Source organism: Paenibacillus radicis (ex Xue et al. 2023) (assembly GCF_024722015.1).
In the GTDB taxonomy this organism is placed as follows: Bacteria; Bacillota; Bacilli; order Paenibacillales; family NBRC-103111; genus Paenibacillus_S.
Genome location: NZ_JANQBD010000030.1, coordinates 61,147 through 85,897 on the forward strand (window position 1 = coordinate 61,147; position 24,751 = coordinate 85,897).

21 protein-coding genes are annotated in these 24,751 nt (G+C 45.2%); 20 read left to right on the top strand and 1 reads right to left on the bottom strand.

The window, feature by feature from the left end; all coding sequences use genetic code 11:
* Positions 1 to 90: 90 nt before the first annotated feature.
* The 6 genes from NV381_RS31100 (at position 91) to NV381_RS31125 (ending at position 8,124) form a co-directional block, all read left to right on the top strand.
* Entirely contained in the window at positions 91 to 990 is a 900-nt protein-coding gene (locus NV381_RS31100) for a PEP/pyruvate-binding domain-containing protein (protein ID WP_258217210.1), read from the top strand.
* 134 nt (positions 991 to 1,124) lie between these two features.
* On the top strand, positions 1,125 to 2,753 hold the full coding sequence (locus NV381_RS38290; protein ID WP_308862376.1) for a PEP-utilizing enzyme: 1,629 nt from the start codon (positions 1,125 to 1,127) through the stop codon (positions 2,751 to 2,753).
* Positions 2,740 to 4,062 (top strand): MFS transporter, encoded by a 1,323-nt coding sequence (locus tag NV381_RS31110; protein WP_258217211.1) that lies wholly within the window; start codon positions 2,740 to 2,742, stop codon positions 4,060 to 4,062. Before NV381_RS38290 ends, NV381_RS31110 begins: the two co-directional genes overlap by 14 nt.
* A gap of 197 nt (positions 4,063 to 4,259) precedes the next feature.
* Entirely contained in the window at positions 4,260 to 4,436 is a 177-nt protein-coding gene (locus tag NV381_RS31115; protein WP_258217212.1) for a DUF3934 family protein, read from the top strand.
* An 82-nt stretch (positions 4,437 to 4,518) separates the two neighbouring features.
* Positions 4,519 to 7,080: a LuxR C-terminal-related transcriptional regulator gene (locus NV381_RS31120; protein WP_258217213.1), complete on the top strand. Its 2,562-nt coding sequence runs from the start codon at positions 4,519 to 4,521 to the stop codon at positions 7,078 to 7,080.
* 567 nt (positions 7,081 to 7,647) lie between these two features.
* A complete protein-coding gene (locus NV381_RS31125; protein WP_258217214.1) occupies positions 7,648 to 8,124 on the top strand; it encodes a GCN5 family acetyltransferase in 477 nt (158 codons plus the stop codon).
* Between the two features lie 354 nt (positions 8,125 to 8,478).
* Here NV381_RS31125 and NV381_RS31130 read toward each other — a convergent pair whose 3' ends face one another.
* Positions 8,479 to 8,685 carry a YrzA family protein gene (locus tag NV381_RS31130; protein WP_258217215.1) on the bottom strand — a complete coding sequence of 69 codons (207 nt, stop codon included), beginning with the start codon at positions 8,683 to 8,685 and terminating at the stop codon, positions 8,479 to 8,481.
* Between the two features lie 287 nt (positions 8,686 to 8,972).
* On the opposite strand from NV381_RS31130, the gene NV381_RS31135 reads away from it, so the two are divergent.
* From NV381_RS31135 to NV381_RS31200, 14 genes are all read left to right on the top strand, one after another.
* Positions 8,973 to 9,800 (top strand): serine/threonine protein kinase, encoded by an 828-nt coding sequence (locus NV381_RS31135; RefSeq protein ID WP_258217216.1) that lies wholly within the window; start codon positions 8,973 to 8,975, stop codon positions 9,798 to 9,800.
* A gap of 247 nt (positions 9,801 to 10,047) precedes the next feature.
* Complete coding sequence (locus NV381_RS31140; protein ID WP_258217217.1) at positions 10,048 to 10,689, top strand: GntR family transcriptional regulator; 642 nt, start codon at positions 10,048 to 10,050, stop codon at positions 10,687 to 10,689.
* A 159-nt stretch (positions 10,690 to 10,848) separates the two neighbouring features.
* Complete coding sequence (locus tag NV381_RS31145; RefSeq protein WP_258217218.1) at positions 10,849 to 11,745, top strand: DUF1932 domain-containing protein; 897 nt, start codon at positions 10,849 to 10,851, stop codon at positions 11,743 to 11,745.
* 27 nt (positions 11,746 to 11,772) lie between these two features.
* A complete protein-coding gene (locus tag NV381_RS31150) occupies positions 11,773 to 12,822 on the top strand; it encodes a tripartite tricarboxylate transporter substrate binding protein (RefSeq protein ID WP_258217219.1) in 1,050 nt (349 codons plus the stop codon).
* A 15-nt stretch (positions 12,823 to 12,837) separates the two neighbouring features.
* Positions 12,838 to 13,299 (top strand): tripartite tricarboxylate transporter TctB family protein, encoded by a 462-nt coding sequence (locus tag NV381_RS31155; protein WP_258217220.1) that lies wholly within the window; start codon positions 12,838 to 12,840, stop codon positions 13,297 to 13,299.
* A gap of 24 nt (positions 13,300 to 13,323) precedes the next feature.
* The gene (locus tag NV381_RS31160) at positions 13,324 to 14,850 is read left to right on the top strand and encodes a tripartite tricarboxylate transporter permease (RefSeq protein WP_258217221.1); all 1,527 of its coding nucleotides are present in this window, start codon (positions 13,324 to 13,326) and stop codon (positions 14,848 to 14,850) included.
* Positions 14,851 to 14,964: 114 nt separating this feature from the next.
* Positions 14,965 to 15,852 carry a DUF6282 family protein gene (locus NV381_RS31165; RefSeq protein WP_258217222.1) on the top strand — a complete coding sequence of 296 codons (888 nt, stop codon included), beginning with the start codon at positions 14,965 to 14,967 and terminating at the stop codon, positions 15,850 to 15,852.
* Between the two features lie 19 nt (positions 15,853 to 15,871).
* Entirely contained in the window at positions 15,872 to 16,603 is a 732-nt protein-coding gene (locus NV381_RS31170) for a PIG-L deacetylase family protein (protein WP_258217223.1), read from the top strand.
* Positions 16,603 to 17,307, top strand: a complete 705-nt coding sequence (locus NV381_RS31175; RefSeq protein ID WP_258217224.1) for a 4-carboxy-4-hydroxy-2-oxoadipate aldolase/oxaloacetate decarboxylase — start codon at positions 16,603 to 16,605, stop codon at positions 17,305 to 17,307. The genes NV381_RS31170 and NV381_RS31175 overlap by 1 nt, the downstream gene beginning before the upstream one ends.
* Before the next feature lie 657 nt (positions 17,308 to 17,964).
* The gene (locus tag NV381_RS31180; RefSeq protein ID WP_258217225.1) at positions 17,965 to 20,454 is read left to right on the top strand and encodes a WG repeat-containing protein; all 2,490 of its coding nucleotides are present in this window, start codon (positions 17,965 to 17,967) and stop codon (positions 20,452 to 20,454) included.
* A 219-nt stretch (positions 20,455 to 20,673) separates the two neighbouring features.
* Entirely contained in the window at positions 20,674 to 20,856 is a 183-nt protein-coding gene (locus NV381_RS31185) for a hypothetical protein (protein WP_258217226.1), read from the top strand.
* 93 nt (positions 20,857 to 20,949) lie between these two features.
* Positions 20,950 to 22,149 carry an ornithine--oxo-acid transaminase gene (locus NV381_RS31190; RefSeq protein ID WP_258217227.1) on the top strand — a complete coding sequence of 400 codons (1,200 nt, stop codon included), beginning with the start codon at positions 20,950 to 20,952 and terminating at the stop codon, positions 22,147 to 22,149.
* Positions 22,150 to 22,153: 4 nt separating this feature from the next.
* Positions 22,154 to 23,704 carry an L-glutamate gamma-semialdehyde dehydrogenase gene (pruA, locus tag NV381_RS31195; RefSeq protein WP_258217228.1) on the top strand — a complete coding sequence of 517 codons (1,551 nt, stop codon included), beginning with the start codon at positions 22,154 to 22,156 and terminating at the stop codon, positions 23,702 to 23,704.
* A 92-nt stretch (positions 23,705 to 23,796) separates the two neighbouring features.
* Positions 23,797 to 24,723 carry a proline dehydrogenase family protein gene (locus tag NV381_RS31200; protein ID WP_258217229.1) on the top strand — a complete coding sequence of 309 codons (927 nt, stop codon included), beginning with the start codon at positions 23,797 to 23,799 and terminating at the stop codon, positions 24,721 to 24,723.
* The last annotated feature ends 28 nt before the right edge of the window (positions 24,724 to 24,751 follow it).

Consider the following 24,751-nt stretch of genomic DNA (forward strand, 5'->3'; position numbering starts at 1 on the left):
ACCCATATTTACAAAAAATTAACATTTGAAGGCTGCAATTTGATATATTTAGATGGAATGTGAATATTTTGTAAAGAGGTGATTCGGAGGATGTATACACTCGCATTAAATGAGGCCTGCCATGAGCAAAAGGGACGTATAGGTTCAAAAGCGCTGCAGCTTGCTAAATTGACAGGTCACAATATTAGCATTCCGGGTGGATTTATCATTACCTCTGAAGCGTTGGACCGTTTTTTGGCAGACAATGGACTTAATCCTGAAGAATCATTGTCAGATATTGAACTCCGTTTTATTCAGGCTGCGGTTCCAGATGTGGTGCGTAATGAAGTGGTTGCGGCTTTTGAGCAGCTAAAGGGTGAAGAGAGGAGAGTAGCCGTTGCTGTTAGATCTTCCTCCTCGGCAGAGGATTTGGAGGAAGCATCGTTCGCCGGACAATACGAAACGATTTTGAATGTTACCGATATGCCTCATCTGCTGGAAAGCTTGAAGCGCTGCTGGGCTTCCTTGTTCTCCGCTCGTGTGAGAGGATATGCGCTGCAAAAGAGCATTGGGGTAAATATGAACAGTTTACCCATGGGCGTGCTGGTACAGCGTATGGTACAGGCCGATGTATCGGGAGTTATATTCAGCATGAATCCGGTGACGAAGAACAAGGACGAAATTATTATAAACGCCAGCTATGGATTGGGAGAGGCCATTGTATCCGGCTTGGTAACCCCTGATGCCTATTACGTTGGTAAGACGGATGGCAGCATCCAAAAGGAGCTAGGCCTTAAGGAAATGAAAATCGTTGCTGCAGCCAAAGAGACGGTGGAGATGGAAACGACGGAAGAGGAGCAAAATCGCTTTTGCCTGTCTGACCGGCAGATTGATGAACTGGCGGAGGAGACACGCAAGATCGAAGCGTTCTTTGATATGCCTGTCGATATCGAGTTTGCTGTAAAAGACAGCCGCGTATTCATACTTCAAGCTCGTCCTATTACGGCTTAATGCATAAATATCCCTCATAAGTAATCAACGTAAGCTTTAGAAGCCCTATTTCTATTACTTTTGGAGGAACAAGGAACACCTGAATCATTCATAAATCAGGAATCACCATCCCCGAAGGAGGCATATTCAAGCTTATGACAGTTACATCTTTATTTCAAAGCACGATCATGTTAAATGAGGAAGACAAGAAACAAAGCTTCTGGGTTCAGGATGAAGTTCATCTGGCCCACGCGTTAACGCCCTTATTTGCCTCTTTTATGGTACCTGCGGTTACGGAAGGCACAAAGCTTGCTTTTGAAAATTTGAAGATGCCGCTTCTCCAATTTAAATATAAGGTGGCGGACGGCCGTATTTATCAGGATACCGTACCGTATCCGGGAGATCCGCTCCAGAGACTTGAGGAATATAAGGGAACGGTAGGTCCCATACTTCCTGTTCTGAAACAAACGCTGCAGGATTACGTAGATGGCGAGTTTTTGCCATTCTACCGTCAACTGGATACTAGTCGGAATCAGACGCTTACATTGGAAGAAGCGAAGGATAAGGTTCAGGAGCTGCACGACTTCTACCGTCGAGCTTGGCAGCTTCATTTTGAAATTGTTATGCCTCGTTCTGCATTCATGGTGTTGGAACAATTATATGGGCAATTGACCGGTGAGACCAATACGACAGTAATTTACGATATGCTGTCTGGCGTCATGAACAAATCGCTTGAAACGGATAGAGAGCTGTGGAGGCTGGCAGATTTAGCTAATCAGTCGCCGGCTATGAGGGCTGCTTTTACCGACCCTGCAGATGTGGGCTACAAGGCAGTATTGGAGCAATCGGAGGATGGCAGAGCACTGCTTGAGCGCCTGCAGACCGTGCTGGAAACCTACGGATATCGCTCGTCTAATTCCCATGAGTTCAATGATGAAACGTGGGTGGAGAATCCGGAGCATGCATTGCGCATTATTGCGGCTTATACTCAGAAAAGCTATGATTTTGACCGTGAATTTGCCGAGACTGTACAAGAAAGAGAAGCAAGAGTGGCAGAAGCACTTGCCAAGATGCCTGAGGGCGAATTGAAGCAAACCTTCATCATGATGTATCAGTGGGCGCTTGATTCCTGGGGTTTGGATGAGGACCACCACTTCTATATTGACGCGATGCTGCCTGCCAAATCAAGACTGTTTCTGCTAAAGGTCGGCGAGCTGCTTGTGGAGCAGGGCACATTCTCCAATAAGGAAGATATCTTCTATTTGTATCTTGACGAGCTGTTGGAAGCATTGACGGCTCCGGTTCCGCTTCATGGTACAGTCGAACAGCGGAAAATCGAGCATGAAGCTAATAAAAGCAAGCAAGCCGCGCCGTTCTACGGGGTGCCGCCAGAACAGCCTATGGACCCTGCCTTGGAGCGTATTTTTGGAGGCAAGCCGCCTGAAATTCAGGAAAAGGAGCAGACGTTCACCGGCTATGCCGCTTCCCAAGGCAGTTACACGGGGACAGTTAAAGTTGTCAGGAGCCAGGAGGATTTTGCCAAAATTCAGCAAGGAGACGTTCTTGTTTGTAAAACGACAACTCCACCATGGACGGTACTGTTCTCTATCGTGGGAGCTATCGTTACCGATGCCGGGGGAATTCTCTCACATGCGGGAACTGTGGCGAGGGAATATAAGCTTCCTGCTGTCGTAGGATCGAAGGTTGCAACCTCCGTCTTAAAGGATGGGGACAGAGTGACGGTGGACGGCACTAAGGGAGTTGTCCATTTTGGCCAATTCTAATTACCGGCTCGTCTTATTATCTATTCTAACAGGAACCTTTTTGGTTCCTGTTAACTCCACCATGATTGCGGTAGGCTTGCCAACTATTGCGGACGCCCTTGGCGTCCCGCTATCCCAAGCCTCTTGGGTAATTACGATTTACTTGATCGTTATGGCCGCTTTACAACCGATTGCCGGGAAATTAGGGGATATTCATGGAAAGCGGACGATGTTCCTGTTAGGTATGCTGCTGTTTCTAGCTGCTGCCGCAGCCTGCATGTTCTCGTTCAATCTGATTTGGCTCATTATATTCCGGGCACTTCAGGCGATTGGAGGAGCTATAGCAGCCCCGAATGCAAGCGCGCTGATTCGGGATGTGGTACCGAAGGAAAAACTGGCCCAGACGTTCGGAATGTTCGGACTGCTAATGGGACTCGGCGCGGCCATAGGTCCTTTAATCGGTTCTGTCTTAATCGGTTCATTGGGATGGACCTCTATATTCTGGATTAACATTCCGTTTGCACTTTTCAGTGTAGTCGCCGCTTACGTCCATTTGCCCTCTACTCGCAATAGCATTAAAGTATCTTTGGATTATCTCGGCTCGGTGTATTTGATTATCGGGTTAACTGTATTGACCCTTAGCGTCACTCACCCTGAATATTTCAATTTGTGGACAATGGCTGTACTTGCTGTTACCGTTGGTCTGTTTATCCGCCAGGAATTGCGTTGTAAGGAACCATTGATCCAATTTACTCTATTCAAAATCCGAATGTTCACCAGTGCGAACCTGGCTATTTTACTAAGCAACGCCATTATGTACAGTACGATTCTGGTCATGCCTGTTCTGCTGCAAAAGACATACCATTATTCAGTACAATCCGTCGGGATTCTACTGTTCATTTTTTCATTAGCGATGTCGGCCTGCTCTTGGTTCGGAGGCTCTTTGACCGAGAAGCTTGGGAAGAAGAAGCTGGTAGGGCTGTCCTTCCTGATCTCGGGCGCGGCGCTGATCGGGTTTTTAGGAATTTATTACTATCCGACGTTTCTATATATAGCGGTTGTATTGCTTGTAGGAGGTATAGGAGCCGGGATCGGGACGCCCTCTATGCAGGCTGCATCGATGCAAGCGGTGCCCAAGGAAATGTCCGGTGTGGCGTCGGGAATCTTCTCAACCTTTCGTTACATAGGTGGAATGGCCGCTTCGGTAATGGTCAGTCTGATGCTGGACTATCACTGGCTGTTCTATGCTTTGATCGTTATGGCGGTAATCGGATTGCCGCTATCCCGCGGTTTTGCTGAAATTAGGGGCGAGAGAGCGAGAGCGGGCTAATTTTTAATATCCCACGAGCAGCTGAAAAAACGCTTGTGGGATATTTTGTGACGCCAAGAAGATGGACAAAAGTTGTGTTTAGAGGGATGATATAGGTAAATGGTAAGTTTATTTACAATAATGTTTTGAGCTTGTCCTGTACTTATAGAGCGCGATGAGGTATATTTTTTTTCATAAACAATAACGGAGTGGATAATTTGAGTAAAGCTAAAGGCAAGGGCGGGACAGGTAGAGGAACAGACAGCAAGGGCTGGAACCGATGGCAGGCTAGTGCCAACAGAGCCAAAAATTCTCCCAAACCTTATACCAGCAAGGGTACCAAAAAAACGGACGGTACAAAAACGACAGGCAGCAACAAGGGAACTAAATCCTGAATATAAGGAATCCTGCATAACAGAAGGAAACATGGCTTGCTCGATAAGTCGCTTGATGATGTAATTACGGAGGAGTTTCCCCATGATTGTAACTACGAAACTTCATATCCCTACTATTCGCAACACTTTGGTATCCAGGCCGAGGCTTATAAGCAAGCTTAATGAGGGGATGCAAGCCAAGCTGACGCTTGTTTCTGCGCAGGCTGGATACGGAAAAACAACAGTGTTAAGTGAATGGGTTAAACAGTGCAATGCACTTGTGGCGTGGGTATCGCTAGATAAGCAGGATAATGATTGGATACAGTTTTGGAGTTATATTACAGCTTCTATTCAGGAGAGAGTTCCGGGCTTTGGCACAACGTTAGAGCCTCTTTTAGGAAATGGACCTTCGTTGTCCTCAGAGTCGTTGGAGCCTGCAATTACGGGGTTACTCAATGAGCTGAGCCAATTGTCCTACGAACTGGTGATCATTCTCGACGATTATCATTTGATTGAACTTCCCGCTATTCATCATTCATTATTCTATCTGATTGAGCATTTGCCTCCCCGGATTCATTTTTATATTGCAAGTCGTATCGAGCTGACGATTCCTACTGCGCGACTTCTGGCTAAAGGTGAATTCCATCGAATTATTATGAAGGATTTGCGTTTTCAATTGGATGAGGGGCTTCTCTTTTTTCGGGAAACTACCGATTTACTGTTATCAAAGGATCAAGTGGCTGAGTTGTTCCATCAGACAGAGGGGTGGATCAGTGGGCTGCAGCTGGTGGCGATCTCACTAAAGCGCAGTGAAAATATAGCCGAGTCCATTAAACAATTTAGCGGTCAGCAGCAGCATATATCCGATTATTTGCTTGAAGAGGTGTTTCATCACCAACCGGAGCCCATGCGTTCTTTTTTATTGGAAACGTCTATATTAAGCCGAATGAATCGTTCATTATGTGAGGCCGTAACAGGTCAAATGAACAGTCAAGAACAATTGGAAAAATTGGAACAACAAAATTTGTTTATTATCCCCTTAGACGATCACAGAAACTGGTATCGGTATCACCATCTGCTTACTGATTTTTTACAACAAATATTGTCCAGAAAATATCCGGATAAATGGTTGCAAGTTCATAGCGATGCTGCAAATTGGTTGGAGGAGCATGGATTTGATGAGGAAGCGGTAGAGCATTACTTAAAGGGGAAGAAGTATGCGGATGCTGTTCGATTGATCGAAAAAAATCTTCATACCTTAGTACAGTCCAAGAGTATAGCATTGATCAGGTGGGTATCCGTTTTACCTGAAAACTCCTTAGTAGAGAAGCCTATGATTGAAATGTTTTATATATCCGTATTGCTGGGAGTCGGCAAATGGGATGAGGTGTATAGAAGGGTTGAGCAAGCCAAAATCCGGTTTCAAGCGCTGCAGGAAAAATGGCCCGAAATGGAATGGAACCGGGTGATGGGGAATATTTACTTTTTTTGCGCGGTTACCTCTTATCTTAAGAAGGACTTGGAGAGTACGTCTCAATATTTTGAATTGGTAGAACAACATATGTCGGAAGGCAGCTTCTTTCAAACGATGGGTCGTAACAGATACCAAGGCTACGATTCATTTGATGATCATTTGGCGCTAATCAACGATCTTCATGCAGCCAATGCCTTTCTATTAAAATGGATTAATAATTGGGAAAATAAAAAAGAGTACCCATTCATAGGTTTCTTATATGCTTCTTATAGTAAATTGCTGTACGAATGGAATCGATTGGATGAGGCGGAGCTATATATAACTCAGGCACTGGGACGCAAGGACATGCAGCCTTTTGCCAGGATACTGATTCCAGTTGCTGTCAGCGCCTCAAGGATTCAGCAAGCCAAAGGGAATTTCAAACAAGCCTCGGAACTGTTGGAACAGCTGAAGCTGCAGATTGACTCTCCGGATTATGAATTATTTATGTTGAGAATCGAGGCGGAACAAGCCTTTCTATCTCTGAGGCAAGGCTCATTCCAATCTACTTATGATTGGTTGCAGCGATGCGGTCTGGAGCCTACGGATGAGGTTTCATTGAATCGGGTGACAGATCATCTATTTTTGGCCAGAGTGCTTGTGGAATGCGAACGGATGGAAGAAGCGCTGCCGCTATTGGAGAGAATGTATGGTCTGTTAACTAAGGAAGACCGTCTCCGGGATCGAATCAAGGTATTAATTTTGCAAAGTGTGGCGCTTATGCGTATGGGACAAGCGGAGGCCGCTTCCTCTAAGCTGGAGACTGCTCTGTACTTGGCGGAACCTGAAGGCTACATCCGCAGCTTTATTGATGAAGGACTTATCATGGCGGATATGCTGTCCGAATATTTGAGAGTGCAAAACAGTCGTAATAAAACTCCTTTGGTTTCCTTGGCGTATGTGAAGCAGCTGCTTCAAGCTTTGAACATTATATCCCAAGAAGATTTGCCTGTTAAAGAAGCACTGACCGAACAGGAAACGAGGGTTTTACTGTTAGTCGCGGATGGATTGTCGAACAAGGAAATCGCCCATAGTCTGAACATCTCAGGTGAAACGGTGAAGTCGCATATTAAAAACCTGTATAGAAAGCTCAGGGTAAATAATCGAGTGCAAGCACTGCAATGTGCCAAAGAATTGAAGATATTGGAATGAGAGCTATCCATTGGATGGCTTTTTTTGTACACGGAAGAAAGTTCAAGTGCTTTATAGCGCTAAAGCTTTCTAATATTGCTTAAGTCATGGAGCAACAAAAGACTAGGATTTTCCGGCGGATGCCGAAAGAAAGACAATAAATGGAATTCCTCCCGTTAATTCGGCCCGGATATCAGTTGAAAACAATCTAACTGGAAAAACTCCTGCTAATCTAGGTGATAGAGCTGGGAACAGCTAAAATCCATAGAATTAGCATGAGATATTCCAGTTATAGGGCTTAAAAGCTAATTTGGGGAGAAAATAACGTGACATATTCCTGATAATTGCGTGGGGTTCTCGCTGGGCTGCCATGCCATGTTGAAACCGAAGCCCGAACCCCGCGACTAGCACGCGTTGGAAAGTGACCTCATCTTTGCTATTCGATGAGATACCTAAGAAGGGCTAACTCAAAAGGGTAAACCCTAGTGAGTGAATGAATCCGATTGGTGTGAGCCTATCCGACAAAGCGCTAGCATGCATTGACGCGGGGAACCTAATAAGTTAGTCTTAAATCAAAGGAGATTGAACATGCCTACAATTACTGCAAAACCATTTGATCAAGAAATGCAAGCCTACCTAAGTGAAATCAAAACCAGTTACCATGCGGCGGAGTTAAGTAAGAAAGATGTCTCGGAACTACCTGAAGATATATATATAATCGAAGCAGAAGATAATAGGGTCGGGTATGGTGTGATTTGGGAGTACAGCAGCGGGAAACAGTTAATCCATAAAGCGGAAACCGATTATTTCGACAATGATGATAAATATCTGGAAAAAGACTTCTATATTGATATTAAAAACAAAACCGATATTGTATTTATAGAAGCTTTGGATGTGCTGAAAGAATTTGAACGCAAGGGTTATGCAAAGTTCTTTATAGATTGGCTAAAAGTGAAATACCCTAATAAAAAAATGTATGTATATTCGATAGAGAAATCGCGGAATTTTTGGTATAAGCAGGGCTTCGAGGTTGTCGGTAATACGATATGGATGTCCTATAATTAAATGTAGTTGGAATAGTGAATCCTATCTTTGCATGTAAAATCCCCCGTACGGGGGATTTTTTTTTTGTCGAAATAGTCTTAAAGTAAGATAATAATGAAACAAACAGAGTAGAAGGATCCGTAGGTGAAAGGTTGGAAAAGCGAATGAAAGTAACGGTGATCAGAGGTTGGATTTCTTTACTAAAAGAATTAGTTCTTCTAGCAGGAATCATTTCTACTTTTTCGTTTGCTGCTTCTCTTAGGAGACATGTCAAATAAATGCTCGATCAAAGTTAAGCAGCCCTTAAGCAAATCAGGGGCTGCTTTTTTAGTGCACTTTTTTATTGTTCGATCGATTTCGCAAGAATTAACACATTTATTTCACTTTGTAGTGCACCAAGGCGGTGTATAACATCTTGTTCCGGTTAGGGTCGAAGGTAACGTTATGCTGAACGGAATACACATCCAGCATCAAAGCTTTATTCATGTTGATCTGCTCTTCCATTTTCCGTTCAAGTGTTTTAAGATCGTAAGCTTCAAAAAACTCAATTTTCGTTTCCATTTTATCCAGTATAAATTCCATTCTCTATCACTCCTGAAGTGGGGGATGCAAACAAAAAAGACACCATAGGGTGTCGGTCATTCAAATGTAGGTTTGTTTAAATAAAGCTGCCCTTTTATCGGCTTCCTTATAATAGTAGTATAAACTGTGGATTATTATAAGTCTATACTTCTGGTAAATTTTCCTATATGTTTATTCATGCCGGACGGCGACTAGCAAGCAAGGTATTAAGGTGACTGGTTTTTATGGTCTTATTCATGCAAAAGCTGCTGAGAATACTTTGAGGTGAGAGAGGGAGGATCGATCCAATGAAGACAAATGATAATCCATTGCTGCATGTCCAACGCATAGAAGGGGATATTGTCTCCTTTTTATCGGAATCTGGCACTGTATTCAAGGAGTTTAACAAGCAGGACTCAGGGTGCATTTCTTACGGAGTTCATAGTGAAGGACAGGATTGGTTTGTTAAATATGCAGAGGATTCGGAAGCTGTGCGCTATTTAAAAAATGCTCATGTATTCAATCAGCTGGTTGAACATCCGCGGCTTCCGAAGCTGCTGAATGCTTTTCATTCAGAGAACGGCTTTGCCCTCGTATACGAGTGGGTGAACGGAGAAGTGTTAAGCAGCCCCGATTTTCCTGGAAAAGAAGGAAGAAACCGGCCGGAGTCATCGCATTATCGCTTTCGCCAGCTGCCTTTGCCCAAAATAACATCAGCCCTGACTACCGTTTATGAAGTGCACGCTTATTTGGAAAGCAAGGGCTTTATCGCGGTTGATTTTTACGATGGAGGCATGATTTACGATTTCGAAGAGGATAAGCTGCATCTCTGTGATTTCGATTATTATACCAAAGGTTCCTTTATATTAGAAAAGGATCGGTTGTTCGGCTCTACACGTTTTATGGCTCCTGAGGAGTTTGTTAAAGGCAGCATTATCGATGGGGTGACGAATGTATTTACAATGGGGGCAACGGCATTCGTATTTCTTGCGGAGGAAGGAAGTCGGGAGCTGAAGGACTGGAAAGCATCTGAAGAGCTGTATAGGATTGTGCTGAAAGCAGTCTCTCCAGACAGGAATAACCGCTTCGAGAGTGTCGATGTATTTTATCAAGAGTGGCTTAAGGCATTGAATTAGGTTTAAATAGGATAGTCGCCAAGCGCATGGGGTAATGAAGCGCCCTACTATATGAGCCTGCCCTGAATAGGGAAGGCTTTCTTAACTTCAGCGACAGGGATCTTCGGTGTACGATCCACGTTTGTGCATCTGGATGGATGTGGGATTACGGCCGCTGTTGAAGTCATATAATAAATCACGATGATTTTTAAACAAAATTGTGTTACAATATTGTCTAATTAAATGACAAACTATAGGAGAAATAATAATGAGCAATCAAACTGAGTATGCCTATAAATATATTCGTGAACGAATCCTGGATGGAACCTTCAAGCCGACGCAAAAATTAATTGAAAGCCAGCTATCGGAATTGATAAGCGTAAGCCGAAACACGGTGAAAAAGGCTTTACTGAAGCTGGAACAGGAGAATTTGGTCAAAATTGAAAATAATAAAGGAGCGACTATTAAATCGTTCACCTTGGAAGAAGTGAAAAACTATCTCGAGATAAGAGAAGCTTTGGAAGGTCTGATTGCCAGATCGGCAGCCAAGCATATTACGGACGCAGAAATTGATGCGCTGGAGCAGCTCTTGTTAAGAATGGGAGATTTCCTGAAGCAGAATCAGTTTGACGAATATTCAAAATTAAATAAGGAATTCCATAGCATCATCTACAAGGCATCCAGAAATATACAAGCTACAGAAATGGTAAATATGATAAAAACGCAGTTAATGCGGTTCCATTTCCGAACATTGCTTATTCCTGGGAGAAACGAAAGCTCCTTTAACGAACATCAAATGATCTTTACTACTTTGAAAAACCATGACTCAGAGAAAGCTGAGGAGGCCATCAAGCAGCATATTTCTAATGTCAGAAAAACAATAGAAAATAACTATCAATATTTGTTGTAACAGCTTCTATGTTTTGATTTTTTTTGCTCGGTTATTGACACTATTTTGTAGATACGTTATATTCTTAATTGTGCACATAATTGTTGAACAATTTAGAAGACAATATCGAATTTGACTCTCATCTACATGTTTACTTATTTATAAAAGGGGGCCAGTACATTGAACCAGCCAGGCATTGGCTTCATCGGATTCGGTGAAGCCGCATTTCATATTACCAGTGGCTTAGTGTCCGAAGGAGCTACGGCTATCTTCGCATTTGACGTTATGTCTACAGATCCGGTAGTAGGACCCATTATTAGAGAACGGGCTGATTTGGCACAAGTGACTTTAACTTCATCTTTGAAACAATTGATCGAAAGCAGTCAAATTATTTTTTGCGCAACAAGTGCCAAATATGCACTTAGCATCGCTCAGGAATCGGCTGTATTTTTGCAAAATGATCAAATTTATGCGGATATGAATTCAGCATCTCCAAAAGTGAAGCAAGAGATTGCTCAGCTTATGGATAAGGCAGGAGCAGATTTTGTAGATGCGGCAGTTATGGAAGCGGTTCCACCACATCGCCATAAAGTCCCTATCTCAGTCAGTGGTACAGGCGCGCATAGGTTTGCAGATCTCATGGGTATTTACGGAATGAATATTACTTATATCAATGATGAAGCTGGAAGCGCATCCGCAATGAAAATGGTTCGCAGCATTTTCATGAAAGGGTTTACAGCATTGCTTCTGGAAACGCTCACTGCAGCTTATAAATCAGGCATTGAACAAGAAATTTTATCTTCGATCCGGGGTACCTTATCTAACCATTCAACGGAGGAATTAGCTAATCTACTTCTTACACGTACGGCTATTCATGCCGAGCGAAGAGTGGCTGAGATGGGAGAAGTCATCAGCACATTGAAGGATCTGGAGTTGGATTATTCTGTATCCTTAGCGACCAAGGGCAAGCTGCAGCAGTTAGTTGATCTGGATTTAAAATCCTATTTCGACATGAAAGCCCCCGAGCATTTTACACAAGTACTTGAAGCATTAATTCATAAATCCGAGCATCAATAAAACATTCATTATGGAGGAGATTCTGCTATGTTGAAAGCGGTAACTGGAAAAGGTTTTCAAGTTTTATTAGCTGGAGTGTTAACTCTTAGTTTGGCTGCATGCGGAAGTACAGGAGCAGGAGGAGCGGTAAGCACCGGCGCCAAAAAGGAGTCAACGGCTTCAAATTATCCTACAAAGCCAATTGTTTTCGTCGCTCCATCAGGTGCGGGCGGTGCTTTTGACAAGGCGGCAAGGTCCGTTATAAAAATAATGGCAGAGGAAAAATTCGTCAATCAAAACATGACGGTTGAAGTCAAGCCTGGCGGCGGCGGCACTGTGTTTATGACCGATTATGCGGTCAACGACACCAAAAATAATTATAAATTTTTTGTTAATTCCCCTTCCATGCTTATCAATAATTTGAAAAAGGACGGCGGCATCCCATATAGCTATAAAGATACGACACCGCTTGCACAGCTGTTCAGAGATTATGGCATAGTTGCGGTAGCCGCTAATTCCAAATATAGCGATTTGAAAACGCTTTTTAACGATTTGAAAGCGGATCCGACCAAATTAACATTAGCTGGAGGGACAGGACCAGGAACTGTAGACCATTTGACTTTCATTTATCCGGCTTCTAAATACGGCATCGATCCGAAGAAAATCAAGTATGTGTCTTATGATGGTAAAGCACAATCCATGACAGCGTTGCTTGGGGGCAATGCGGATATATTGGCAAGTACTGCTGCTGAAGTTGGAGAATTTCTCGAATCCGGGAAAATAAAAGTGCTTGCTGTTAATTCCCCTAAGCGATTATCCGGTGTGTTTAAAGATGTGCCCACTATGAAGGAGTTAGGCATTGATGCGGATTTTAACATTTGGCGAGGTGTATTTGGAGCTAAGGAAATGAGTGCGGATGCCAAAAAATTCTGGGATGAAAATTTGAAAAAGCTGTCTGAATCGGATAAGTGGAAAAAGGAAATGGCAGCCAACGGCTGGGAGGCAGATTACAAAGATTCCGCCAACTTCAGCAAAGCATTGGATGAGCAAAATAAAATCATTCAAGATCTGTTAAAAGTACTGGAAATGGGAAAGTAAAGTAGGAGGTAAAGCATGGCCAATAAAATGTTCGACCGATATGCCAGCATCGCATTTCTCATCATAGGCGCCTTTTTCGTGGTCGATAGCCGTAATATTTCTCAAAGCGCTTACGGCAGCAGTGTGGGCTCCGATATATTTCCTTTGGGTCTTGGCCTTATTCTAATCTTACTAAGCATTCGGTTATTTTACGAAAATTTGCGTGTGAAGAGTGATAAATCGGAAGCTGCCAAGCTTGATTACAAGCGATTTGGCATCATCTTTGCTGCTATGGTTTTATACGTCTTTTTATTGGAGAAAATCGGATATGTCATTGCAACGTTCCTATTTTTGCTGATCGGATTTCAGACACTGGAACGGAAGAAAATGTTATTCTCCATTATTATTTCTGCGGTAATCTCAGTGGGTGTGTATTACGTTTATGTAACCGTACTGCAAGGAACGCTCCCGGCACTTCCGGAATGGCTCGGTTTCTGAACCTAGGAGAAGGATGGTAACATAATGTCTACACTTGAATTTTTAGGAAACGGCTTTGCGGTAGCATTTCAATGGCATAATTTACTTTTTGCTTTTTTCGGTGTATTAATTGGAACGGCTGTAGGGGTGCTGCCGGGAATTGGACCGATGAGCGGGGTCGCTCTGCTAATTCCAATAACCTCAACCTTGACTGGAGGATTAACTCCGGAGGAAGCAGCTACCAGTTCTATCATCATGCTCGCAGGTGTGTATTACGGGGCCATGTACGGCGGATCGACGACTTCTATATTAATCAATACACCTGGTGAATCCGCTTCCGTTATTACCACCTTGGATGGCTATCAAATGGCTAAGCAGGGCAGAGCTGGAAGCGCTTTATCCATCGCAGCGATCGGCTCGTTTATTGCGGGTATTGTTGCTCTGATTGGACTAATAGTGGTGGCGGAGCCAATGGCCAAATTAGCTATCAAATTCGGTCCGGCCGAGTACTTTTCACTTGTCGTGCTAGGATTGGCGGCTGTTACGGGATTGGCTGGCAAATCGATGACTAAAGCCTTGATAATGACCGTCATGGGTTTGCTGCTGGCTACCATTGGAATCGATGCCGTCTCAGGGGTTGCCAGATTTACTTTTGAGCTCCCTGTTCTCTATCAAGGAATTGACTTCTTAACTGTTGCTGTAGGACTTTTTGCATTGGGCGAGGTGTTCAAAACGATCCTGGAATCGGATATCCAATCGAATATTTTTCCGAAAATCAACCGTATACTACCGACCAAAAAGGATATGAAGGATAGTGCGATGCCTATCGTACGTGGCTCTGTGTTAGGATTTTTTATCGGGATCCTGCCCGGTGCCGGCGCCTCTATCGCCTCCTTCTTCTCCTATAGTATGGAGAAGAAAATAAGCAAGCATCCGGAGAAGTTCGGACAAGGGGCAATTGAGGGAGTAGCAGGGCCGGAATCGGCCAATAACGGTGCATCCGGCGGCTCCATGATTCCACTGCTCACGTTAGGAATACCCGGTTCCGGGACGACGGCTATTTTGATGGGCGCTCTATTTATGTACAATATTCAACCAGGTCCGCTCTTATTTGAGAAGCATCCACAAGTCGTTTGGGGTTTGATTGCAAGTATGTTTATAGGCAATGTTATGCTGCTTATCTTGAATATGCCCTTGGTGAAGGTTTTTACCAAAATTATTCAGACGCCTCCCAAATATTTGCTTCCTATTATATTAGCCATTTCCGTGTTTGGAGTTTATGCGGTTCAGGTAAACACATTTAACCTATACGTGTTGATGGGTTGCGGTTTCGCCGGGTACTTCCTTGCGCGCAACGATTTTCCGCTTGCCCCGTTGGTGCTAGGGCTTGTTCTGGGACCTATGCTTGAAAATAATATGAGAAGGGCCTTAACTGCCTCGAATGGCGATTTCATGATTTTTTTAGAAAGACCCGTTTCAGCCGTATTGCTGATTGCTGGCATTTTATGGCTTGCCGTTCCCCTTTTGTTAAAGCTTCGGGGGAAAAAGGTCATTGTGAGTGAAGAAGGATAAGTATCTGAATAAATAACATTGACACACAGGGGAATCTAGTGTAGCTTTTCTCTGTAGTCATTATTGTTGAACAATATTGATCTACTAAAATGATTTGAAAGCGAGGAATTGGATATGGAAGCTGCAGAATTGCTTGTAGGAGCCTATGACCTTCACGTCCATTCAGGTCCCGATGTAATGAATCGAAAGCTGGATGACCTCGAGATGGCCGAACGGTTGCAGAAGCTTGGAATGAAAGGTTATGGGATTAAATCCCATTATTTTTGCACAGCCGAAAGGGCGAAGCTTATTAATAAAATAAATCCGAGCTTTAACGCTATCGGAGCGGTCTGTTTGAATAACGCAGTTGGAGCTCTGAATCCAATGGCCGTTGAAATGGCTGCGAGAGCTAACGCCAAAATCGTTTGGATGCCTACTTTTGACGCTGCAAATGAGCAGGAGCACTTCAAAAGCAGCAAGCCTGCCAAGCTGCCATTCTGGGCTAAGCTGCAAATGCAATTAATTGAACAAGGGAAAACACAGTCTAGTATTTCTATCTTTGAAGATGGAGCTCTTAAAGCGAGTGTGTCTGATATCCTCGACATTATTAAGGAATACAACCTGGTGCTTGCAACAGGACATTTAAGCAAACAAGAAATATTCGCACTTGTTCGAACTGCAGCAGACCGCCAATTGAAAAAAATCGTCATAACTCATCCGAACTTTCCTTCGATCAATTTGTCAAAAGAGGAACAAAAAGAGCTCGTAGAGCTGGGAGCTATAATGGAATATTGCTTTACTACCCCCCATTCCAACAAGACAACATGGGAGAAGGTATATGAGGAGATCCGCTTTGTCGGTCCCGAGAATAGTATTATTTCAACGGATCTTGGACAACCGGATGGTTTATATCCTGATGAAGGGCTGCAAATTTTTATAACGAACTTGCTGAATAATGGCTTTACAAAAGAAGAAGTGAAAAGAATGATTGTAAAAAATACAGCTTTCTTAGTAGAAAGCTGATTAGAGAGGAGATAAACCTATGATTGACTCAAATGTGAATTTATTGGTTGTAAGCGCCCATGCTGCCGACTTTGTATGGAGAAGCGGAGGTACGATTGCCAAATACATCAAGCATGGGGCTAATGTCTCGTTAGTCATATTAAGCTACGGTGTTAGAGGAGAATCCAATGATCTCTGGAATATCGAAGGGCAAACCGTGGAAAATGTTAAAAAAATCCGAAGAGAAGAAATCGGAGAAGCTGCGGGGCATCTTGGCATCACCCAAATGGAAATTTGGGATTATGAAGATTACCACATGCAATTAACTGACGAACGGATGGAGCGAATGGTATGTAAAATTCGTGAAACGGCTCCGCATCACATTGTAACCCATGGCTTTAAAGACGCTTTTAATCCGGATCACGAGGCTGTTGGGAAGTTCGTATTTGACGCAAGCGTTCTTTCTACCTCGAACGGCGTGCGGTACGATGGATATCGGACGGCCAAGCAGGCGCGCCTGTTCGGCTTTGAGCCCCACCAATCCGAAATCAGCGACTTCAAGCCCGACGTGATCATGGATATTACCGAAACGTACGAGCAGAAGGAAGCTGCGATGAACTGCTTTAAAGCTCAGAAGCATCTGATAGAATACTACGGGGCCAAGGCCAAGCTTCGAGGCAATCATGCCCGGAGGGTATCAGGTAACAATCAATACCAGTACGCTGAGGCCTTTAGTCGCTGCTTCCCTTATGTAGGGGGCGAGTTCAACTAATGGAAAGATACGTTGTAAGAAACATTGACCGGCCTGATAAATCGATTATCGAACAGTTTTCCAAGCTTGATGTCTCCACCGTGTACGAGGCTCAAGGAAAAACAGGCCTTGTAAGCCATGAATTGAAGACGGTCAAAGAAGGCAATGCGATTTGCGGTCCAGCGGTTACAGTCACCTGCTTTGCAGGAGATAATCTAATGATTCATGCGGCCATCGAGGTTTGCAAACCGGGCGACGTTCTTGTCATTACGACAATTGGAGAAAGCACGACGGGTATGATTGGTGAGCTCATCATTCATGCACTCATGAAACGCGGGGTTCAAGGTGTCGTTACCGAAGCGGGAATTCGTGATGCTGCGAGAATTAGGGAATGCGGATTTCCTGTCTGGTCAAGAGCTATTCATTCTCAAGGCTCAACGAAATCTCGCGGTGGTTGGGTGAATGCACCAACTGTATGCGGCGGCGCCTCGGTTAACCCTGGGGATCTTGTGATGGCTGATGATGACGGGGTTGTTTTTGTGAAGAGGGAAGACCTCAAGCTTGCTCTGGAGAGCTCGAACCAAAGGATGTCCAAGGAGGAAGATACCAAGGCTAGAATCGAAAGAGGAGAGCTGAGCCTGGACTTTTATAGCTTGAGAGGCACTTTGGAGAAAGAAAATGTAGTGTATTACGAGAACGAGGAAGCAAGAGCTTCGAAGAAATAGGGTCCATCAGCGGCTACAACAACACTCAACCATTGAAAAGCCCAGCCACAAAAGTGATGCGATTGAAAAGTGAAGAAATTAGGAGATACCGAGATATCTCCCTGGATGTGAAACGAGCCTTAGGAGCGATTCTTGAGGCTTTTTTTTATTGCGAAATCAGCCGCTGACGGAGTCGTTAGATTTCGGCTGCGTAACCAGCTAGGTTTTAGACAACCCATAAGAACGGCATTGGTAGAGCTAAGATATTATTTATCATTCGAAGCCATTGGTTACCCCAAAAGCCTGCATCCATACATCCTTTCGGCCGTTTTATCGTAGTAGTATTCTTAAATTCATGCAAATGTGCATCTCTTTTTTTATTCATAGCTGAAACTGACCGAATTGTCTGAGAATTACTGTATTTTCGCAGTTTATTCCTCTCAACGGCAAATTTCTGTAGAAAATAACTGCATGTTTGCAGGATCTTATGCGGGCGGAGTGATGGTCGGAGGAGAGGCAAGCGCTGATTTTTAGGATGAGGTTATATAAAATGTATTTTTGAGAAAAACCAGACTTTGTTAGTGCTCCAGCCATTGACTGGGGTGTTTTGTTGTTAGTTGTCATAAAATCCACTTACGCCCAATATGATATAGCCGACTAATTAAATGGGGTGTGGAAATGGATGCTAATCAAATGCAACTAACGCAGCTTGTGCGGGCTTTTTTGCCTCGAGGTGCGGAGCTACTGACGATAGAAGGATATGGAAGCCCTCAACCAGCCGTTTATGCAGCAGATTTGGATGGAGATGGGGTCAATGAGGTAGCTGCGGCCTATCGCTCTCAAGGAGAGGCCTATCTCCTCGTATTGAAGTACAGGGATAATGCTTGGACCCGAGCTGCAAATGTGAAGGGCACGGGCTATCAGGTCAGCGTCCTGACGGCGGCGCCGGTTACGAACCCCAACATTAATAATCTTATCGTTGGCTGGAGGGTAGGTTCCATTTGGTCGAAGCTCTCTGTATACGAATGGACTGCCAATGGACTGCAGGATATTATTGCTCCCCCTGATGCAAACTTCAGCTACATGCAGGTACAGGATATGCCGAGCGATCAAGGGGAAGATGGCAGGGCTGAATTCGCATTATGGCTCCATGACACAGGAGAGGCGTACATTGTTGAAGTGGTCAGATGGCATGACGGTAAGCTTGTTCCTGCTCCCGATGTGTACTTTTACTATTTTCCGATAGTTGTTCGCTATTATGAGCACTTGGTCCGTCAGTATCCGGATTATGCATTTTACTGGTATTACCTGGCTGACGCACAGATTAAAGCCGGGATGAAGGAGGCAGCTGCCATTTCCATTGAGAAGGGGCTCAACCTAAATCATGAATATCCATCCAAAGAGAAATGGCAGGAGCTTCAGCAGCAGCTGGAATACGTTCGTAACGTTCGTATGGCACAAGACATTTCACTGTTTCCAGCTTCGGTCAAAACCATAGAAGGGGTAAGATGGGGGTTTATAGACAGCAAAGGGACTATGATCATTCAGCCGCAGTACGAATATGCTTCCGATTTTCAAAATAACGGTCTCGCCGTTGTGCAGATGAATGGACAAAATGGCTTGATTAACTCGAACGGCGCTTATGTGGTGAAGCCAGTCTATGACTCCATCAGCCCTTTCTCGGAAGGCAGAGCGGTTGTCATCGACAGCCAAGGCTTCAAGGTAATGGATGAGGCGGGACACATTATTACTAAGAAAGCTTATGATTATATAGCGTCCTATAGTAATGGCAGAGCAATGGCTTCTGTTGCAAATCCCAGCGGGCCTAGCTTGTATGGGTTCCTTGATTTACATGGCAATGAGGTCATTAAACCCCAATTCGAACAAGCTGGAGATTTTAAACAAAATAAGACGGTAGTTAAAGTGAAGGATAACGATTTTGCGCTGATAGGCTTGGACGGTAGAAAGCTTGCATCCTATCCTTATGCCTCTGTAGGTCAGCTTGGTGATGGCCTCCTTCCTTTTCAGCAGCAGCTGCAGGGCAAGTACGGTTACATAGATGAAAAAGGGAGCATTGTTATTCAACCTGCCTATACCTATGCCATGGCTTTCATGGACGGCCGAGCTGTTGTGAATACAGCGGAAGACTTTGGTTCCCGCTATGGTCTAATAGACAAGCAAGCCAACTATATAATAAAGCCGGACTATAATGAGATTCGGACGCTTGGGGAGCAGCGGCTTGCGCTGGGCAAAGCCATTGATGCTCAACAACCCTTCATAGGCTCCACCTTTGCTATTGCGGACATGAATGGGCAAATGCTAACCTCCTTTAAATATCACGATGTGGGTGATTTTAAACAAGGGCTAGCCTCTGTAAATGATCAAAAGCAAACCTATTTCATTGACCGCAACGGTAAAGCGGCTGATGGTTATCCCAAGGTGAATGGGAGCGGCGTTCTTAGCCTGACTCCACCCTTGATACAAGCCAACGTAGATCAGCGGTTATCCTACTTCGACCGCTCGGGGCGCGTCATTTGGCAGCAAAACACCGTGATTCCGCTGACTCCCCCCTTAAAGGTCAAGGAAGAAAAATATAAGCCTAATAAAGATTATTTAATCTATTACCCACAGATCGAAGGTATGGCTAATAAGGCGGCGCAAAAGAAAGTCAATGCCGTGCTTAAGGAAAAGTCTCAAGTCAAAAAAGTGCCTGCACATGAGCAACTGAGCTATTCCTATACGGGAGATTTTAATATTGAATTTTATAAAAAAAATCTGCTTGTATTGGAACTGACCGGTTATAACTTCCCTTTTGGCGCTGCCCACGGTATGCCTAGCAAGCAGTATGTTCATGTGAATTTGGTGAATGGCCAGATTTATGAACTAAAAGATTTATTCAAGCCAGGCAGCAATTATGTCAAAGTGTTGAGTGATATCGTAGGCAAGCAGATTAAAGAGGACCCGCAGTATTCCTATGTCTTTCCAGACACGTATAAGGGTATCAAGCCGAACCAGCCATTTTTCATTTCCGATCATGCATTGCATCTGTATTTCGAGCCGTATGATATTGCGCCGTATGTAGCGGGCTTCCCTACCTTTACGATCCCATTCGCTGAAATTATAAGTATCATTGCGGTAAACGGGGATTTTTGGAAATCATTCCATTAGTGGACTTTAGAGCCCCACTCAGCATAAAGAGCCGGTTACAGCAACGGTTCTTTTTGTTTGTAGGACATTGATGAACTATTTTTAGAGAAGGCAACGTTTTGCGACATGCGAACGAACCCATAAAGGCCCGCATATAATGGGTATATAAGTCAGAAATTTCAGTTATTTTTGGAAGAGTAAAATGACATTGCATCTCACTCAGCAGGGCGGGTGAAGGGAATGAACTTGTTATCTTTTCCTGGTTCACGGCAGGAGCAATTGAATTGGCTAAGTCGAATAAAAGGAAGCTCGTATGTGGATGCTATCGGACATTTCAATGATGAAGAATTACAGAAGCTGTTTCGGCTCGTCTATTTGGAATTTCTCAAGCTGGAGGAGGCGGCGGATGAGCTGATGCTCTGAGGGCTCGCTTACGATGAAAGCATCTCTCAAAACGAGAATCATAATCTCCTATGATGAAATAAGGCCAGCAAAATTCTCAGGAGGCGCAATGTTATGGACCGTACCGAACAAATCATTGGGCAAACGGAGCAGTATGGAGCACGAAACTACAATCCTCTGCCAGTTGTTATTGTTCGAGCCGAGGGTGTCTGGGTAGAGGATGCCGAAGGACGTCATTATCTCGATATGCTGAGCGCCTATTCTGCAGTTAATCAGGGTCATCGGCATAAAAGGATTATTCAGGCACTGCTGGATCAGGCTGATCGAGTAACCTTGACATCGAGAGCCTTTCACCATGACCGGGCAGGGGAATGGTATGAGCTGCTAAGTCGGCTTACGGGCAAAACGACCATACTCCCGATGAATACTGGAGCTGAGGCTGTGGAGACCGCACTCAAGGCGGCCCGACGCTGGGCGTATCGGGTAAAAGGGGTGCCTGATATGGAGGCGGAAATCATCGTCTGCGCTAACAACTTCCATGGACGCACATTAAGCATTACTTCGTTCTCAACCGAACCGGCTTATAAATCCGGATTCGGTCCTTTTACGCCCGGCTTTGTGACAGTCCCATTCGGGGATATAGAGGCGCTGCGGCGAGCCATCACACCCCATACGGCAGCCTTCTTATTCGAACCGATCCAAGGTGAAGCCGGAGTTGTCATCCCGCCTAAAGGATATTTGCGGGCGGCTGCGGCATTATGTCGGAAGCATCGGGTGCTGATGATGGCTGACGAGATCCAGACTGGACTTGGCAGGACCGGTCAACGATTCGCCTGTGATTGGGAGAAGGTTGTACCTGACGTTTACATTCTTGGTAAAGCGCTTGGCGGTGGTGTACTGCCGGTATCTGCCGTAGCGGCTGACCGGGAGGTGCTAGGAGTGTTTGATGCAGGTTCGCATGGGTCTACCTTTGGAGGGAACCCGTTGGCATGCGCCGTTTCTATTGCTGCCTTGCAGGTGCTGGAGGAAGAAAAGCTGGGGCAGCGCGCACGCATATGGGGGAATTACATGCTGAAGCGGCTAAAGCGGATACGATCACCAAGAATTCGGGATATTCGCGGCAAAGGGCTGCTGATCGGAATTGAACTGGATACGGAGGCAAGGCCCTATTGCCATAGACTTATGGAGCTTGGCGTTTTATGTAAGGAAACCCATGCAAACATTATAAGGATCGCACCTCCGCTTACGATCGTGAAAGATGAGATCAATTGGGCTTTGAAGAGAGTAGAATCCGCATTGACGGAAAGGGGATAATGTTATGATGCCATATCGTCCGGAGCCCTTTACAGACTTTGGCAATGAATCGGAGGAAAGTCGTTTTAAGCAAGCATTGGCACAGGTGCGTACGCAGCTCGGCCGGGAATATCCGCTGTTCATTGCAAACAAGACAGTCGATACGAAACGGCGCATCTTATCCGTCAATCCTTCGAACTTCAATCAAGTAGTCGGGTCCGTGTCTCTCGCAGACGCGGTTCTTGCGGAGCAAGCTATACAAACGGCTTACTCCGCTTATGCTACATGGTCGGGAGTCAGTCTGGAAAGCCGAGCGGATTGCCTGTTTAGGGCAGCCGCCGAGCTGCGCCGCCGTAAGCATGAATTTTCGGCGTGGCTGATGGTGGAAGCGGGCAAGGTAAGAGCTGAAGCAGATGGGGAAACAGCGGAAGCTATCGATTTTATGGAGTATTATGGCAGGCAGATGCTGCAGTTGGCTCAGAGGGGTGAGCGTGAGCTGATTGGGATGGATGGGGAGAGAAACCGTCTGGACTACCTGGGACTTGGTGTTGGAATCATTATCGCGCCATGGAACTTCCCCCTTGCGATTCTGGCAGGCATGACGACCGCGGCCCTTGTGGCCGGAAATACCGTTGTCGTGAAGCCCTCGAGCCTCACGCCTGTTATTGCGATTAAGTTCGTGGAGCTGCTTCGAAATGCAGGTATTCCGGCTGAAGCCGTCCAACTGCTGCCCGGAAGCGGCAAGGAAATAGGGCAGTATCTTACGGCCCATCCCTTGACCCGGTTCATCTCCTTTACCGGCTCCAAGGATGTCGGCCTGCATTTGCATGAGCTGTCCTCTCGTCAAGTCCCAGGTCAACGTTGGTTGAAAAGATTCGTTGGTGAGCTGGGCGGCAAAGATGCAATTATTGTTGATCGCGATGCTGACCTGGAGCAGGCTGCTCAAGGCATAGTTGCGTCAGCCTTCGGTTATTCCGGCCAGAAATGCTCCGCATGCTCACGTGCCATTGTACATCGCGACGCGTACGATGCTGTACTGAAGCGCTGCTCGGAGCTAGCTGAGCAACTGATGGTAGAAGACGTGCAAGACCCCTCCTGTGATATGGGGCCTGTTATTAACCAGAGTGCTTATGAATCCATTCTCGGTTATATCCATATCGCAAAATCAGAGGGACGCATTACCGCCGGTGGAAGTGCTGCCAGAGGGGATGGATGGTTCATCCGCCCAACCGTTGTAGCCGATGCCGATCCGGGCTCTCGGATTATGCAGGAGGAAATATTCGGTCCCGTGCTTGCTTTTACGAAGGCTGATGATTTTGAGGATGCACTGCGTATTGCCAATTTTTCGGACTATGGTCTTACAGGCTCTGTTTACACCCGCAACCGGAAGAACATCGAACGTGCCCGGGATTCTTTTGCCGTAGGAAATCTGTATATCAACCGTAAATGTACGGGAGCGATCGTGGGAGTCCATCCATTCGGAGGGTTTAATCTGTCAGGGACAGATTCCAAGGCCGGTGGGCCGGATTACCTGCAGTTATTCACTCAGCCTAAGCTGACCTCAGAACGGCTGTAATCGTTAGTATACGGAGCCAGACTCAAGTGAAATTTCTGATAGATGCGTGTAAAGTGAGCTTTTCTACGAAAAACTCGCGGGAGGTGCCATACATGAAAGACCGGCTGCTGCGAAAAAGCGTGCTTACAGTTGCAGACTTCCCTCCGGTTCGATGGCTATTTTTAAAGTATGGGATGAGGCTGGGTGTAGATCGTTTTGTGGCTGCTGAGACGTTGCCGGAAACTTTAGACAAGGTTAGAGGGCTGAACGAGGCTGGAATGCATGTAACTCTTGACTACTTAGGCGAGAATGTACTGGATTCAGGTCAGGCGGAGGAGACTGCAGCCATTATTAGTGGTCTATTTCCTGCCATACAGCGGCTTGGGCTTAAGGCTAACGTTTCCGTTAAACTAACTCAGCTGGGGTTGCGAATGGATCGAGACAGCTGTCTTAAGCATATGGAGCGCATTGTGAGTGAGGCCGCTGCAAGCCGCAGCTTCGTACGTATCGATATGGAAGATTCTACGGTTACGCAAGAAACGATAGATGTGTTCAGGCTGCTTCTGCGGCGTTTTGGTCCAGAGAGGATCGGACTGGTTTTACAATCCTACTTGTATAGAAGCGAAGCGGATGCTGTTCAACTCGGAGCTGGAGGCACAAACCTGCGAATTGTCAAAGGAGCCTATCGAGAGTCTTCCGATGTGGCGTATCCCGACAAGCGTGATGTAGATGCTGCCTATATTCGTATCGTTCAGGCTCATTTAATTCATGGCGGTTATGCAGCTGTAGCGACGCATGATCCTGAAATTATTGATGCGATTATCCGGTTTTCCAAGGATACAGGCATTTCCCGTGATCGTTACGAGTTTCAAATGCTCTATGGAATTGCGGGCGATCTACAGCGGGATTTAGTGCGAGCCGGATATTTGGTTCGAATTTATACACCGTTCGGTCGTCTTTGGTATCCTTATTTTACAAGGCGTATGGCCGAGCGGCCGGCTAATCTATGGTTTGTTGCTAAACATATGCTGCGCTCTTGACCAGTTATTTGTTCTTCATCTTAGCAGT